This is a genomic window from Calothrix sp. NIES-2100 (genome assembly GCF_963875285.1).
In the GTDB taxonomy this organism is placed as follows: Bacteria; Cyanobacteriota; Cyanobacteriia; order Cyanobacteriales; family Nostocaceae; genus Aulosira.
This window is the reverse complement of sequence record NZ_CAWNLA010000001.1, coordinates 6,394,903-6,410,167: the sequence shown is the minus strand read 5'-3', so window position 1 is coordinate 6,410,167 and position 15,265 is coordinate 6,394,903. Positions and strand designations below refer to the sequence as shown.

Below are 15,265 nucleotides of genomic sequence, written 5' to 3'. Positions count from 1 at the left end.
GGGACAAGGGAAGGGGGACAAGGGAAGGGAGACAAGGGGGACAAGGGAGACAAGGGAGACTATTGACTCTGGACTATTGACTATTGACTATTGACTCTGGACTATTGACTATTGACAATCTTACCTCGACATTCTCCAAATCCAATGCGCTGGTAACCTGCGGTTTCACAATATCCGCGCAGAATCACTTCATCGCCATCAACCAAAAATTTTCGCTCTTCCCCTGTAGGCAGTACAATCGGTTGAGAACCACGTTGAGTAATCTCGAGTAAGCAACCTTGGGAACCTGCTTGTGCCCCTGAGACTGTCCCACTCGCCAGTAAATCGCCTGGACGCAGGTTACAACCATTACTTGCGTGATGGGTAAGCATTTGCGCTATTGTCCAATACATCTGCTGGAAAGAACCACGACTTAAACAAAATGGCTGTATCCCTTGTTGTTCCATTTGGGCTGAACGAATCCAAACTTCTAGCGTGATGTCGATTCCACCCAAACTGCTATCCAGTGACGAAGACAGATAAGGTAGTGGTTGAGGATCGCTTTGCGCACGATCAAAAGCTGGACAGCGAAAGGGTGCTAAAGCTTCTAAGGTGACTACCCAAGGAGAAATTGTGGTTGCAAAACTCTTGGCTAAAAATGGGCCTAGGGGCTGATATTCCCAAGCTTGGATATCCCTTGCTGACCAATCATTGACCAAGCACAGCCCAAATATATGTTCTTCTGCTTTATCTATATATATAGGTTGTCCTGGTTGATTGCCAGTACCTACAAAAAAGCCAACTTCTAATTCATAGTCCAGCATTTGCGATCGCGCAAATCTCGGAACAGATTCTTCTGCTGGTTTGATTTGACCGCTGGGACGCTTGATTGCAGTATCACTAGGCACAATTGAAGATGCGCGTCCATGATAGGCAATGGGTACGTATTTGTAGTTGGGAAGTAAGGGATTGTCAGGTCTGAAAAGCTTTCCTACGTTGGTAGCGTGAAATATGGAAGCGTAAAAATCAGTATAATCCCCAATGCTTGCAGGTACTAAAAGTTCGATATCAGATATAGATAAGAGAATTTCTGTTTCTGGGGGATGCTGTTGTGTGTCGGCTCGCAACAATTCGCTTAAGCTATGACGCAAGGCTAATCTAGGTTGAATTCCCATCCCCATCAATAAATTTAAATTAGGGGCTGTACATGCTATTTGCAGCTGTTCGGGAAGTCCGGGAAATAAGCCAAGTTGGTAACATCTAGTCAAATCCAAAATTTTGTCGCCAATTGCAACTCCAATTCGCGGCGTTTCAGTGCTGCCCTGAGGGCGGAATACACCAAAAGGTAAATTTTGGATCGGAAAATCGGTGTCTTGTTGATTTGCTGATTCAACCCAACTGCGTAAATTGGGATTATGAGTGGCGTCAAGGGAATGAGTCATAAGTGGGGGATGTGGGGCAGGGGGGCAGCGCCTCTGGTGCTTCCGCTGCGCGTAGCTTGCTTCCCGTAGGGTACGGCTCCGCTCGGCGATCGGGGCAGGGGAGAAACTGCTACCTTATTTTCTCTATGTTCTTAAAGTACTTCAATATTGGTTTTACACTTATTTCATGGGAGCGATCGCTAATTGAAAGCTGATTTTATCCCAAATCCTCACTATGACCTTTTTTGCCCATATGGTATCAATACAGTTATTTAAAGTCATTGAAGACGCAATTACAAAACCGCCAATTCCTCACGAACCATATAAGCAGTCTTTGAAAGCTTGGGCGATGTATTGCTTAAGAGATAGAGGTTTTAAAGTCGTTTATGCTCAAAATGCGGATTTTGCTATTGAACCAAAGAATGGAGACAAGCTGTATTTTAAGGTGACAAATAATGCCTCGGAGGTTGACAATTCTTGTAGCTGGATAATTTGGGATAGTACAGCCAGAAGCGCTAGTCTGAAGCCACTACAATCTTAACTTTGCTTTGACAAGAACTCTTATAGTAGAGGCAATTCATAAATTGCTTCTACGCTTTTTACTTTTTCAGTTTTACTGTTTAATTAAAAAGTTATCGTAAGCCGACTGAATCATCGTCAATAAATCTTGAATATCAAATGGTTTATTGAGAAAATGGACAATGCCTAAAGATGAAGCTAATTTCTGTAATTCAAATTCGGAAGAAACTAGGACAACTGGTAAATTGATGCCATTTAATTGGAGGTATCGGTAAACTTGCGCTCCTGTTAATCCTGGCATTCTATAATCTAAAATTAATAAGTCTGGTTGGAGTGACAATACTTTTTCTATTGCTTCTTTGCCATTGCTTGCTTGACTTACTTTCCAGCCTTGATTATCTAGTATTAAAGTCAGCAAATTGCGATAATTTTCTTCGTCATCGGCAATTAGTATCCTAGGGCGTTCTAAGTTTTGCTTTTTCATAATTTAGGCAATCCCAATACTATTACAAATCAAATAATGACTGTGAGTTTAAGTTTAATACAAAGTTTATAAATGATGGCAATAGATTGATTGAAACCCAGCCACATCCAGAACAAAAAGATAATCATGCTTTGAATAGCACGGTAAATTTTTTGCTTAGTAGCAGGTTTAATAATGTAAGGAAAAGGATATGTTTGTGTAGCTCTAGCTAAAATATTTTCGTCAGAATATCCCGTGATATAAATAATAGGAATCCGCCGAATTTGCCAGATTATTTCTGCTGCTTGTATACCATCCATTGCGCCAGATAGGCGAATATTCATCAAAATTAAATTTGGCTGTAGCTGATTTGCTTTTTCAATTGCTACTTCTGCCGAATCAACAATATCGATGACTGTATATCCCAAGCATTCTAAAATTTCTTGGAAGTTGAGAGCAAGAATATAATCATCTTCAACAACCAGAATTCTCACATCCTGATTTCTCGCTGTATCTGAGAAGGGGCTGATCATATTCATCTCTCGGATTGGCGAGTGTTTATTTTCGATTCTCTTTGCTGTTTAGCAAATAATTCGTAATTCATAATTCCTGAAGGATAGCGCAACCACCATAATCTTGGATTTAGTGGTCTTTAATCAGTAGGGAATCCTAAATAATGATTTAAATTACGAATTGCAGCAAAGTAATTTGACTTGCCAATTTTATATTTTAGATTAAAAATTATTTCGTTTCATCCCCCCAACAAGTTAAGAAAAAAATCCAAAATCCCCAATTTAAAAGCCAAAATCGATTAACTTTATTAAGTATGAATTGGTAGAGCAGGCCATTTAAGAATCTCACTCATTTGAATAGGAAGTGTAACTGGATCGAAAGGCTTGAGAATTATACCTGCGACTTTGTAAGTTTTGATAAATTGCGGATCTAACCAACGTGCTGTAGCGCTCAGTAGCACAAGAGGAATTGTTTTAGTTTCAATATGATTTCTTAATTCTCTTAAAAACATAAAACTGCCGCGCATTGAAAGATCCAATACAATTGCATCAGGATGAGCAATTTTGGCTTTTTCTAATCCAGAAAATGGAGAATCAACTGTTAGTACATTCCAACCACCTAAATCTATGAGACAGAGTTCGACTAGCTCGCGCACATTGGCTTCATCGTCGATGAGCAAAATGGTTTTGGTTTTGATAGCTAACTCCTGCACAATTTTCATTTTACTAAGCTCCTAAAATTTATATTTTTTGGCAAAAATAACTAATTGCTTGACTGTGACTTGTTAAGACTTTTTGAAAGCCAGTGAATTTATTAATATATATTGAAGCGATGTATTAATCCACTAAGCCAGAACGCAGAGCCAATACACAAGCCTGAGCGCGTTCGCTAACATTGAGCTTGTAGAAAATATGTCGAATATGCGCCTTGACAGTGCCAATGTTGATGTATAGTTTTTTGGCAATTTCCGGATTGTTATTACCATCAACAATCATTTTCAGAATACAAAGTTCTCGCTGAGTCAGAGGATGATCTAGGATTTGTTTTCGCTGTTTGGAAGAAATAGCACGAATCATCACGGTTTCTGGAGACACAACCGCAGCACCAACCCAATTCTCTTTAATTTCCTGGATAGCACAACTTTGTAGTGGGAATAAAGTAAAGTTTGTAACTTCTTCAGATTGTTCAACTTGACAGGCTTTCATTTACCTTTGCTGGGATGTCAGAGATTTTTATCTATAGCCAATAAAGGTAAAGTAAAAAAATAAAGAACTAATAAAGAGCGAGATGTGGTTACAGAATTTAATAATTAGTCATCCCAACCCAGAATCTCAGCCACCTTCTGGGAAATTGTCAGCGGTTCAAAAGGTTTGGTAATCACTCCTGCAATTCCCATCTGCGCAAAGCGGGCGCGATCGCTCGGCTGAACTTTTGCTGTTAGAAAAATTACTGGTATTGATTTGGTTACGGAATTAGCCTGAAGTTTTTCACAGACTGTAATGCCGTCCATATCAGGCATAGACACATCAAGCAGAATCGCATCAATAGATTCTGTCTGTGCGATTTTTAACCCTTCTTTTCCAGATCCAGCGGTTAGCGTCGCCCATCCTCCCAATTCTTCCAAACAAGCTTGTACTAGTTCCCGGATACGGTCTTCGTCATCCACAATTAATACTTGTTTAGTCATTAGTCAGTTGTCAGTTGTCAGTTGTCAGTTGTCAATGGTCAATGGTCAATGGTCAATTGTCAATGGTCATTTGTCATTAGTCATTTGTCATTGGTCATTTGTCTTTTTTTCATCTCTACCCAAACTCCCCACACTCCCTCATCGCCTATCGCCCAGACAATGGCAGAGTGAAGAAAAATGTGCTACCAACACCAAGAGTACTTTCAGCCCAGATTTTCCCATTGTGCTGATCAACAATACTATGACAAATTGCTAATCCTAAGCCTGTGCCGCCTTTATCGCGGGAGTCAGAAGCATCTACTTGTTGAAATCTGCCAAAGATAACTTCTAACTTCTCTGTGGGAATTCCCCGCCCTTGATCGCTGATTTGGAAGAGTACACAATCTGTTTGGGGTTGGACACTTAAGGTAATAGTGGAATCCGATGGTGAGAATTTGAGGGCATTACTTAAGAGATTGGTGAGTGTTTGAATAATGGCATCAGCATCTGCCCAAACTTGAGCATCGGTAATATCAATATTAAAGCTAATATTTTGCTGCTTGGCGATCGCTTTTACTCCCTCCACTGCTTGTTGAATTAAATCAGCAGCTTCGCAGGTGGTTTTGTCGAGGATGGCTCTACCAGATTCTAAGCGTTCTAGGTCGAGAATATCGTTGACTAGGCGCACTAGGCGATCGCAGTCGGTGGCTGCAATCTCTATCATCCGCTTAGATTTTTCTGGTCTGTTGTCGTAAATACCAGAGTTTAATAAGCCTAGTGCAGCTCGAATTGCGGTTAAAGGCGTGCGGAGTTCGTGACTGACGATACCGATAAACTCACTCTTGATTTGCTCAACTTTTTGTAGTTCTGTGATGTCTTCAGCAATACCAGCAATCCTCGTAATTTCCCCAGTTTCATTTTTGATGGGGAAAGCGCGATCGCGAATCCAACGGATTAAACCATCGGGGCGGATGATACGATATTTGGTATCAGAGTACCCTGTTTTTAATTGTTCGCTGAATGCCAGATCAACAAGCCGGCGATCTTCAGGGTGAATCGCATCTAACCAATCGGCAAAATTTTGATAAACTCTTTCACAACGGCTTTGCCAAATGGTTTCATAGGCTTTGCTGACGTAGATAACTTGCTGAGTTTGCAGATCTGTCATCCAAAATACTGCTTGGATGTTGTCTGCAAGTTGGCGAAACTTTTCTTCGCTGTGGCGTAAAGCATCTTCGATATTTTTGCGATCGGTGATATCTTGGTGAACTGCGACTAGAACATCGCCGTAGTCGGGATGGTTAAATACAGAGCAAGTTGCACTACACCAAAATGGAGTACCATCTTTTTTGACATTATGAACTTCATAAGTGGCTTCACCCTGTTGTAAGACAGTAGAGCGAATGGCTTGATCAACATCTTCAGGATTTACCGATTCATTGCCATAGTTGACAATCGAAACGTGCTGAGAGTTGAGTTCACCAGGGTCATAGCCAAACATTTGCTCAAATTTAGGATTGGCATAGACAATGATGCCATTATCGGCTCTCACTAAGCAAATGCCTTCTGCCATGTTGCGGGTAATGACAGCCTGAAGTTCCAGCATTTGTTGTGCTTGTTTGAGTTGCGTCAAATCGCGCATACTCACGATCACGCCAGAAATCCTGCCGTCTGGTTCACGATAAGGTGTATAAGTAACGCTGATAAATTGCGGTACTTGATTAGGATAGTTAAACCACTGTTCATATTGAATTGTCTCTCCAGCTAAACAGCGATTTAATCGAGACTGGATGACACTATCAAATAACTTTTCACCGAGAACTTCCCGCTTGGATTTTCCTAAAACTTCGCTATCGGGTTTGTTGCACCAATCCAAGTAAGCTTGATTAACGATTTGATAAATGTAATTACTGTTCACCAAGGCAATGCCATCTTTGGTACTGGAGACAATGCGCTCATATTGACGGAGAATGGCTTCAGCAAGTTTGCGATCGCTAATATCTAACAATACACCGAGCGATCGCAAAGGTTGCCCAGATTCATCGTAAATTGCCCTTCCCCGTCCCATCAGCCAATGCACTGAACCATCTGGGTAAATTACTCGATACTCGCTGGCGTAATCGCTGTGAGTTTCAATAGATTCCAAAAACTGTTGTTCAACTAAATCAATATCTTCAGGATGAATTGCATTGCGCCATAGTTCATAACTTGGCTCAATTGAATAGGGAGCTAAACCCAGTAAAGTGAAGTGATTATCGTTCCAGACCATATCTGTGCTGGGTAAATACCAATCCCAAAAGGCGGTATGAGTCAAATCTAAAGCCAGTCGGCGGCGTTCCTCACTTTGGCTGAGGGCAAATTCTGCTTGTTTACGCTCGGTAATGTCATTGTTGATTTCGAGGATCTTAATCGGTTTACCAGCATTGTCTTTTTGTAACACCCAACGACTCGCTACAGTCAGGGGTTGATTGTCCCGGCTGAAATGGGTAACTTCTCCTTCCCAGTAACTCTTTTCTAAAAGTTCTGCTTCAATTTCTGCTATTGGTTGGGGAAATTGAGTTTGCAAGAGAATATCGGAGATTTGCCCCAAAGCTTCGGTTTTGGGAAAGCCATACATATTTTCGGCTCCCTCATTCCAGAAAGTGATCCGCCGCTGCAAATCCAGCGTCATGATCGTGTCATGTGCCAGATCCAGTAGTTGCGATTGTTCTAAAAGAATGATTTGGGTTTGTTGCTGTTCGATGACTTTGTCCAGCAGGCGATCGTTTACATCTGCCAGTTCTGCTGTTCGCTCTGCTACCCGTTGTTCAAGTTCGGCGTTTAGTTGTTGTAAAGCAATTTCCGCTTGTTTGCGTTCGCTAATATCGCGACAAACGCAGAATCGCATAATTTCCCCTTCCCATTCTACAACGCTAGTGCTGATTTCTACATCGTAAATTGAGCCATCTTTGCGGCGGTGGCGAGTTTCCAAAACTCCACTGTGAAAGCTGATATAGTCGCTTATTAATTGCCGAAGTTCTTCGGGGCTAAACTGAGCATCCCAGTCAAAAACGCTGAGTTTTGCGGTTTCTGCTAATGTATAGCCCAGCATCTCGGCAAATCGCGCATTAGCTTCGATGACATTTCCGGATAAATCTAAAATGACGATGCCATCGAAGGATGTATGGAAGAGCGTTTTAATCCGCAGAGCTTGTTTTGCTAAAGTTTGTTCTGCTTGTTTGCGTTCGGTAATTTCTTCGCATACAGTACTAATACCAATGATGCGTTCCCCATCTTTTAACGGTAAAAAGCTTTCTAACCAAATTCGTTGCACCCCTGGTTGAGCGGGGGTTTCGCCTGTGATTTCCACATTGAGCAGCGGTTTCCCTGTTTCTATGATGGAGTTTAACAGTGGTTCGGCGACATCAGCTAGGTCGGGTAGTAACTCACGCACTGTGCGGCCAATATGCTCTTGGACGGAAAAGCCATTGATTTCTGCGAGACGTTGGTTAATACGGACAAAACGCAGTTCGGTGTCTAGGACGTTCAAGCCAATTGGGGCGGATTGGTAGATGGTTTCAATTTCCGCCAATTGGCGCTGAAGCTGGATTTGACTTTCCCTGAGGGCTGCTTCTGCTTGTTTGCGCTCGGTAATATCTGTGCAAGTGCCGATCCATTCGCTAATCTCACCATCAGCAGCAAGAATCGGCACAGCTCGAACGGCAAAATCGCGGTAATTGCCATCCTTCATGCGTAGGCGATATTCAGTTTCGTATAAAGTACGGTTTGTGTAAGATTCTTGCCAGGTCGATAAAGCGCGATCGCGATCATCAGGGTGAACAAAATCGAGCCAACCTAATCCTAAGCTTTGGGCTGTGGATGTTCCAGATAGTTCTTCCCAAATTTCTGGAACGACTGTTGTCATACCATCGCCATCAGTGAGCCAGACAATCTGCGCTGAGGCGTGAACTAATGAGCGGTATCGCTGTTCGCTGTGCCGCAAGGCGGCTTCGATTTGTTTGCGTTCTGTCAGTTCAGTCTGTACTTGGGCATACAAATCTGCTTGTTGAATCGCAATGCTCACTTGAGTAGCTAATTGGCGTAGCAGCTCAATTTCGGCAGTTTGCCATTCACGAGGAGCCTCACAGTGATGAGCAATCAGTAATCCCCACAATTCTTCTCGATGCAAAATCGGCACTACCAAATTAGCCCTAACCTGGAAATTTGCCAGGAGTTGGACATGACAGGAGTCTATACCTGCAATATAAATATCAGATTTGGCAGTAACTAAACCTGCTTTAAAAGCTTCTACGTACTTTTCACCAAAGCAAGGATCGGAGATCTGGGCAGATAAAATAGCTGTCCAATTTGCACCCACGGATTCTACAACTATTGTGCCACTCCAGTCAGGAGAAAATTGAAAAATAGTGACGCGATCGCACAAGAGAAATTGCCGGACTTCATCTACAGTCGTTTGCAAAATATCTTGTAAATTCAGCGATCGCCGGATACGCACGGTCATATCCATCACTAAACGTTGTTGGGCAAATTGCTGTTCTAGGGTGATTTGAGCTTGCTTGCGATCATCAATCGCCATGACGGTTCCTGCCATCCGCACAGGCTCACCCGCTGCGTTATAAAACCCCTGTCCCCTGCCCTCAAGCCAGTGGATGCTACCATCTGCCCAAATAATGCGATACTCATGTTGGTAAATAGTGTGAGTTTGCAGTGCCTGTTGTACTGCTTGGGTTAGTCCTTGGCGATCTTCAGGATGCAAGCAGGCATCAAAGGTTTCATATGTCCCATCATAAGTACCAATAGCCAAACCAAATAACTGTTCTGTTTCTGGCGACCATTTGACCTCTCCGTTTAGAATATTCCAATCCCACATCCCCATGTTGGCACCAGTCAAAGCCATCCGCAGTTGTTCGGCATTTTCTTGAGCTAATTTTTGGCTGAGTTGTTGAATTTTGAGTTTGCTGTTGAGAAAGCTGCTGGTGAGTCGGTTAATTATTAAGCCAACCACAAGAAAAATGAATAACTGGAATAGACTTTGTGGTTGAAATACCCAAAATTGATATCGTGGGTAAAAAAAGAAATATTTGATTGCTACCGCCGAAAGCACGAGTGATACCAACCCAGCATGATAGCCTCCGTACCAAGTAGTGATGAGGATGGCAATATAAAAACAACCACCAACAGTTTCTGACAGCAGCGATTCTAGCCACAGTCTTAGCAACAAGGCGATCGCCGTTGAGCCAATCGCCAGTCCATAGGAAAATAATCGCGGATAATTTCTCATCATTTTTTACCTCTGGCTGGCTCTACCTCCCTGCAAACGCGATCGCACTCGCTCAATTCGGCTGATTACCCTAGTTACGAGTTCCGGCCCTAGTACTGGCTTAGTGATAAAATCATCGGCTCCTGCGGCAAAAGCTTGCTGCAAGGATGCCGCATCGGTATGGGCTGTTACCACTAAAATTGGTAAGTCCCCCCAATGGGCATCCTGTCGTACTACTTGACACAACTCTAAACCATTTACTATTGGCATTTCTAAATCTAGCACCACTAAATCTGGTGATGTTGCCATCAGCACTTTCCAAAATTGCTGTGGTTCGCTCAAACTTGTGACCTCGATTCCCCAAGGAGTGAGCAACGCCGCTAAGCCGGTCAGAATTACAGGGTCATCATCAACAATTAATACTTTGGCATCTGTGGTTTGGTGTTGCGGGAGAACACGCGCGATCGCCCCAAAAATTTGCTCGGTTGTGGCGGGTTTGTGCAGATATTGTCTTGCGCCTAAACGTGACACAGCCAAGCGATCGGCTAGGCTGTCACGCCCAGTGAAAACGACAATCGGTAAAACAGGCGATCGCTCACTCACCTCCCGCAGCAGCATTAATCCATCTTCTTCTGTACCGGGAAAGCTCAAATCCAGTAGCACTGCGTCCGGATTTGTCAAAGCCAACCCCGCGCGAGCAGTTGCCAAATCCGGGGCAATTTTCAAGCGCATTCCCCAAGCATCTGCTTGGGCTAGCAACCGCTCGGTCAGCATAGTATCATCATCAATTACCAACACAAGATAAGTTTGGTGCAGCGCCACAGGTTGAGAAGTTAGGGGAACAGGCGGTTTTGTTAACTCTTGTTGCAATGCCTTTACTAACTGAGAAAACTGCGTAATTTCATCATGGCTCAGTGGTTGCTCTTGTAGCAATAAATTCTCAATTGACCTAGCCAGCTGAGAACCTTCTGGATACCCAAACGCTCCCATTGAACCTGCGAGTTTGTGAGCCTCATGCTTTGCTTGCTGCTGTAACTCCGGGGATAAAGAAAGCGCCAAAACAGCAGTTTTTGCTTCCTCTAACACCGCTACCTGTTGACTAAAAGAATCGCGAAATCGTTCTAAGACTCGATTAACGGCGGTTAAATCTGCGGTATGGGGTGGTTTTTGGTGTGGCGCATCTAAATTGGCTGAAGGAGTTGCAACACAGCGATCGGGTGCAGGCTTTAAGCGATAACCAATACCATACACGGTTTCGAGAATATCTTCTTTGAGACCGCCGGCTTTGAGTTTCTTCCGTAAGTCTTTAATATGAGTCGTAACTGCATGTTCCACTGGAGCATCATCAAATCCCCAGAGGCGATCGAGAATCACCTGACGGCTAAAAATGCGATTAGGGTTCTGTAAAAACAATTCCAGTAAATTATATTCTGTAACCGTCAGTGAAATTACTTGGTCATCATAAGTAACTTTGCCAGAGATTTGGTCTAAACAAAGATTTGCCCAGGTTAAAATAGACGACGCGATCGCCCCCTTGCGTCGCAATAAAGACCGAATTCTCGCCAGTAACGCATCCGGATCGTAAGGCTTGATCACATAATCATCTGCCCCAGCATCTAAACCTGCGACAATATCTGCATTGCAATTCTTCGCACTCAGTAATAAAATCGGTGTTTGGTAACCTTGCGATCGCAATTGCCGACACAGGCTAATACCATCGAGTTGCGGGATGAGCCAATCGAGTAAAATTAAGTCATATTCAACCGCGATCGCTAAATCAAGCCCTGTCTTGCCATTGTGAGCTAAGTCGATATTGTAATGATTTGCTGACAGCAACTCTGCCAGTGCCTGACTGAGTAATGTATCATCCTCTATCAATAATATTTTCATGATCGGCATCCAAATCAGATGCGTAGGGAATTACAATTAAAAAAATACCCTTTTTCCAGTTTTATTTATCATATTCTACATAGGTTAGTGGATTGCAAAAATCAAATACTAGTACAACAAGGCAAAAGTAAAATGTGAGCCACTACGGTGGACGGCTTACCCGCCATACAGCAATTGGCGATCTTCTCATCGGTAGGGAGGTACTAGCGTTGGCACAAGCATAAAAATTCAAAACAAAGCAGGTTTATCTGACCAGCTTTTTACGGATTTGAGATAGTAGCTGAAGGGCACTCCAAAAAATAAATTATTCCGCTTAAAGTTGTTGACGGTTCACAGTTAACAGTCAACAGTCAACAGTCAACGGTCAACATGAACAAGGGAATATTTTTTTACTAGAAAGTCCCTTATTTCCACCACGATGTACTAGTTATATACGCAATTAATTACCGTAGTCTGGCAATCATCCGCATTCCTGCTGGCGGGGCAACTGTGAAACCACGCCGCACAGGATATACAGGACGTTTATTCACCAGCGATAGTTGAAAATGAGACAGAATTGTTGCTAAAACAATTTTCATTTCATACTGAGCAAATGCTAAACCGATACAGCGGCGATTCCCACCACCAAAAGGTAAATATTCATAGGGAGAAAATTGTCTTTCTAAAAAGCGTTCTGGTTTAAATTGTTTGGGATTTGGATAAACCTCTGGACGATGGTGCGCTAAGTAAATACTGCTGATAATTACATTGCCCTCGGGGATTTTGTAGCCCATAATTTCAATAGGGGTTTTGACAATTCTGGGCACACCGTTCATCACAATTGGATAAATCCGCAACGTTTCCTGACAAACTGCTGTTAAATAGGGTAATTTGGCAATGCTACTCGGATCTGAATTAATCCCAATAGTATCCAGTTCTTGCAACAACTTTTCACCCACTTCTGGTAACCGATCAATCCAGTAAAAAGCCCATGTTAATGCAGAAGCAGTAGTTTCATGTCCTGCAACTAACAATGTCATTAATTCATCACGCAATTCTTGATCAGACATTGGTTGACCATCCGCATCACGGGCAGCCATCATTAAACTGAGGATATCTTGCCGATTTTGCTGAGTTTCACTGCGTCGTTCTGCAATTAGAGCATAAATAAGTCGATCAATTTGCTGGAGTAAGCGCATCACTTGACCCCAAGGACTCCAAGCGCCTAAATCTTTGCGTAAGAAGCCAAAAAATAAAGCTCCGGACATCAAAGGAGAACCCATGAAATCTAACACAGAAGATAGCAAATGCTGAAGTTCTTGAAAACGCTGTCCTTGATCTAAGCCAAATACCACCCGTAAAATCACCCGCAAAGTGATTTCTTGCAGCGAATTACGGATATTGAAAGGTTTACCAATCGTCCATTCATTACTGACATGATCAGCGATTTCACGAATATCTTGACCGTAAGCTCGCATTCTTTCGCCATGAAATGGAGGAGTTAAAAGTTGACGTTGGCGTTGATGGCGATCGCCATCCAGTAAAATTAAAGAGTTGTCACCCAGTAAAAATGCCAAACCTCCACTAGCCGTCCCAGACCTAAAATGCTGAGGATCAGCGGTAAAAATTTGCTCCAGTGCTTGCGGTTGGCTAAAGTAGATAATATGAGTATCTTTGCTACCCCAAATAGTAAAGCGATCGCCATAAATTTGGGCAAAATCTTCTACATATTTCACTGGCTGAGTAATAAACTTAACCAACCGCAGAAAGCGCGATATTTTGGGGCCATCAGGTAGGCTGTTAGTGAGTGTCATCTTAACGGTGAGGATGAGTTTCGCCTTTTAATTGTGACAAGTTTTTCCCTGATTGACAGTCAATGGTCATTAGTCAATGGTCAATAGTCATTAGTCAGCTGTCTCCCTCATCCCCCTCATGCCATACCCAATGCCCAATGCCCCATGCCCCATGCCCCATTCCCAATTGTAAGCAAGTGTTAGTAAAATAACTCTATGAGGTACAAAGCATTATATTCTTGTATGGCAGCGTCGGAAGTGAACCGTGCCAAAAATCATCGCTATACTTAACGGTAAGGGAGGTGTCGGTAAAACGACTACCGCAGTCAATTTGGCTGCAAACTTTGCCCAAAAACAAAAGGTGATTCTGATTGACGCAGATATTCAAGGATCTGCCAGTTGGTGGTTTGGGCGCAATCAGAATAGTATGGGATTTGATCTGTCTCAAGAAAATAATCCGCAACTTTTAAGTGAATTAACAAAGCTAACAGGTTACGATTTAGTAGTAGTGGATACGCCGCCGGCGCTGCGCTCTGAAGCATTGGCGACGGTAGTAGCGATCGCAGATTATCTGATTTTACCGACACCCCCAGCAGCAATGGATCTAGCTGTCCTAGTTGAGACAGTCAGAAAAGCTGTCACTCCTGTGGGCGTTCCCCATCGGGTACTGCTAACCAAAGTTGATACGCGGAGTTTGGGGGAAGCAATTGAGGCGCAAAACACTCTTATGCGATTAGGAATTCCCGCTTGTAAAACTTTTATCCGTGCTTATAAAGCGCACGAGAGAGCAGCGCTTGAGGGTGTACCAATTACTCAATGGCGAGGAAAACATGCACGGGAAGCGGAATCTGACTACCGCCGCGTGGCAGATGAATTACAGCGTGATTGGAGGAAATAATGGTTAAGAAACGTCTCTCTGACTTATTACAAGAAGAAGCACAAAAATTTACGCCAGCAGAAGGTGAATCAGCTATTGAAGTGACTGCACAAGAAGTAGCAGAGGAAACCCCGACGCAAACACCAGAGCAAACACCAGAACAATCAACTGCGGCTAAGCGTACAACTCCTACTAAAGCTGATTTAGAAGCAACTATCAAAGAATTAAAAGAATCTCTCGAACAATCTCAGCAAAACGAAGCCAATCAAAAGCAGCAACTTGCAGATTTACAATCGGCTGTATCTGAACAAAAAGCATTAGCAAAACGGTTGACGAAAGAGCTTGAAGAAGCTAAAAAAGCCGCATTGCATCTTGCAGAATCTAACTCCAAGCTGATAGAAGAAATTAATTCTTTAAAACAAGAAAAGGAAAGCTTTGCCGAAGCTAATGCCAAGCTTGTAGAACAAAGTAATTCTTTAAAACAAGAAAAGGAAAGCTTTGCCGAAGCTAATGCCAAGCTTGTAGAACAAAGTAATTCTTTAAAACCAAAACAGGAAACTTATAAACCAGTAAAACAAACCTATCACCAAGATAACTACAGAAAATCTTACCGGACATCGGAAAGGCTAGCGACAACACAACCAGAGGAAGCTGAAGATAGTTCTTCTCAGATGTGGTTACTTGACTAGGACTTAACTAGATAATTTACATTGGGTTGCGAGGGATATTGCAGCCCATCAAAATTAACGTTGATGAATCTTGTGGTTTCTTAGCGCATGAATCCCCAACTAACTTTCGGTATAGTTGGGGTGCGTTCAAATAGTGCGATCGCATCCCTAACAAAAGTATAAAAATCAACGTTTTTTAATTTTCAATTCCTCATCCCTAGGGCGTGTTTTCAAACT

General features: G+C 42.8%; 12 protein-coding genes. 3 read left to right on the top strand and 9 right to left on the bottom strand.

The annotated features are described in order from the left end of the window. Positions 1-101: 101 nt before the first annotated feature. Positions 102-1,421 carry a fumarylacetoacetase gene (fahA, locus tag AACU32_RS26075; RefSeq protein WP_096604075.1) on the bottom strand — a complete coding sequence of 440 codons (1,320 nt, stop codon included), beginning with the start codon at positions 1,419-1,421 and terminating at the stop codon, positions 102-104. A 214-nt stretch (positions 1,422-1,635) separates the two neighbouring features. On the opposite strand from fahA, the gene AACU32_RS26070 reads away from it, so the two are divergent. Then, entirely contained in the window at positions 1,636-1,941 is a 306-nt protein-coding gene (locus AACU32_RS26070) for a hypothetical protein (protein ID WP_445223192.1), read from the top strand. 72 nt (positions 1,942-2,013) lie between these two features. On the opposite strand, the gene AACU32_RS26065 is transcribed toward AACU32_RS26070, so the two are convergent. The 8 genes from AACU32_RS26065 to AACU32_RS26030 form a co-directional block, all read right to left on the bottom strand. Next, positions 2,014-2,403, bottom strand: a complete 390-nt coding sequence (locus tag AACU32_RS26065) for a response regulator (protein WP_096604074.1) — start codon at positions 2,401-2,403, stop codon at positions 2,014-2,016. 29 nt (positions 2,404-2,432) lie between these two features. Next, a complete protein-coding gene (locus tag AACU32_RS26060; protein WP_096608180.1) occupies positions 2,433-2,915 on the bottom strand; it encodes a response regulator in 483 nt (160 codons plus the stop codon). Between the two features lie 287 nt (positions 2,916-3,202). Continuing rightward, positions 3,203-3,616: a response regulator gene (locus tag AACU32_RS26055; protein ID WP_096604073.1), complete on the bottom strand. Its 414-nt coding sequence runs from the start codon at positions 3,614-3,616 to the stop codon at positions 3,203-3,205. Between the two features lie 115 nt (positions 3,617-3,731). Continuing rightward, positions 3,732-4,100 carry a response regulator transcription factor gene (locus AACU32_RS26050; protein WP_096604072.1) on the bottom strand — a complete coding sequence of 123 codons (369 nt, stop codon included), beginning with the start codon at positions 4,098-4,100 and terminating at the stop codon, positions 3,732-3,734. 104 nt (positions 4,101-4,204) lie between these two features. Continuing rightward, positions 4,205-4,582, bottom strand: coding sequence for a response regulator (locus tag AACU32_RS26045; protein ID WP_096604071.1), 378 nt, complete (start codon positions 4,580-4,582; stop codon positions 4,205-4,207). 145 nt (positions 4,583-4,727) lie between these two features. Continuing rightward, positions 4,728-9,845 carry a PAS domain S-box protein gene (locus AACU32_RS26040; protein WP_096604070.1) on the bottom strand — a complete coding sequence of 1,706 codons (5,118 nt, stop codon included), beginning with the start codon at positions 9,843-9,845 and terminating at the stop codon, positions 4,728-4,730. A 3-nt stretch (positions 9,846-9,848) separates the two neighbouring features. Then, positions 9,849-11,711, bottom strand: coding sequence for a response regulator (locus AACU32_RS26035; RefSeq protein ID WP_096604069.1), 1,863 nt, complete (start codon positions 11,709-11,711; stop codon positions 9,849-9,851). Positions 11,712-12,154: 443 nt separating this feature from the next. Next, entirely contained in the window at positions 12,155-13,504 is a 1,350-nt protein-coding gene (locus AACU32_RS26030) for a cytochrome P450 (RefSeq protein ID WP_096604068.1), read from the bottom strand. A gap of 244 nt (positions 13,505-13,748) precedes the next feature. Here AACU32_RS26030 and AACU32_RS26025 point away from each other — a divergent pair, with 244 nt between their 5' ends. Continuing rightward, positions 13,749-14,381, top strand: coding sequence for a ParA family protein (locus AACU32_RS26025; RefSeq protein WP_096604067.1), 633 nt, complete (start codon positions 13,749-13,751; stop codon positions 14,379-14,381). Continuing rightward, positions 14,381-15,049 carry a hypothetical protein gene (locus AACU32_RS26020; RefSeq protein ID WP_339378282.1) on the top strand — a complete coding sequence of 223 codons (669 nt, stop codon included), beginning with the start codon at positions 14,381-14,383 and terminating at the stop codon, positions 15,047-15,049. The genes AACU32_RS26025 and AACU32_RS26020 overlap by 1 nt, the downstream gene beginning before the upstream one ends. The last annotated feature ends 216 nt before the right edge of the window (positions 15,050-15,265 follow it).

Bases quoted from the DNA above. Each gene is read 5' to 3' on its own strand.
- AACU32_RS26020 (WP_339378282.1), top strand. From the start codon at position 14,381: ATGGTTAAGAAACGTCTCTCTGACTTATTACAAGAAGAAGCACAAAAA.
- fahA (WP_096604075.1), bottom strand. From the start codon at position 1,421: ATGACTCATTCCCTTGACGCCACTCATAATCCCAATTTACGCAGTTGG.
- AACU32_RS26070 (WP_445223192.1), top strand. From the start codon at position 1,636: ATGACCTTTTTTGCCCATATGGTATCAATACAGTTATTTAAAGTCATT.
- AACU32_RS26035 (WP_096604069.1), bottom strand. From the start codon at position 11,711: ATGAAAATATTATTGATAGAGGATGATACATTACTCAGTCAGGCACTG.
- AACU32_RS26060 (WP_096608180.1), bottom strand. From the start codon at position 2,915: ATGATCAGCCCCTTCTCAGATACAGCGAGAAATCAGGATGTGAGAATT.
- AACU32_RS26065 (WP_096604074.1), bottom strand. From the start codon at position 2,403: ATGAAAAAGCAAAACTTAGAACGCCCTAGGATACTAATTGCCGATGAC.
- AACU32_RS26045 (WP_096604071.1), bottom strand. From the start codon at position 4,582: ATGACTAAACAAGTATTAATTGTGGATGACGAAGACCGTATCCGGGAA.
- AACU32_RS26055 (WP_096604073.1), bottom strand. From the start codon at position 3,616: ATGAAAATTGTGCAGGAGTTAGCTATCAAAACCAAAACCATTTTGCTC.
- AACU32_RS26030 (WP_096604068.1), bottom strand. From the start codon at position 13,504: ATGACACTCACTAACAGCCTACCTGATGGCCCCAAAATATCGCGCTTT.
- AACU32_RS26050 (WP_096604072.1), bottom strand. From the start codon at position 4,100: ATGAAAGCCTGTCAAGTTGAACAATCTGAAGAAGTTACAAACTTTACT.
- AACU32_RS26040 (WP_096604070.1), bottom strand. From the start codon at position 9,845: ATGATGAGAAATTATCCGCGATTATTTTCCTATGGACTGGCGATTGGC.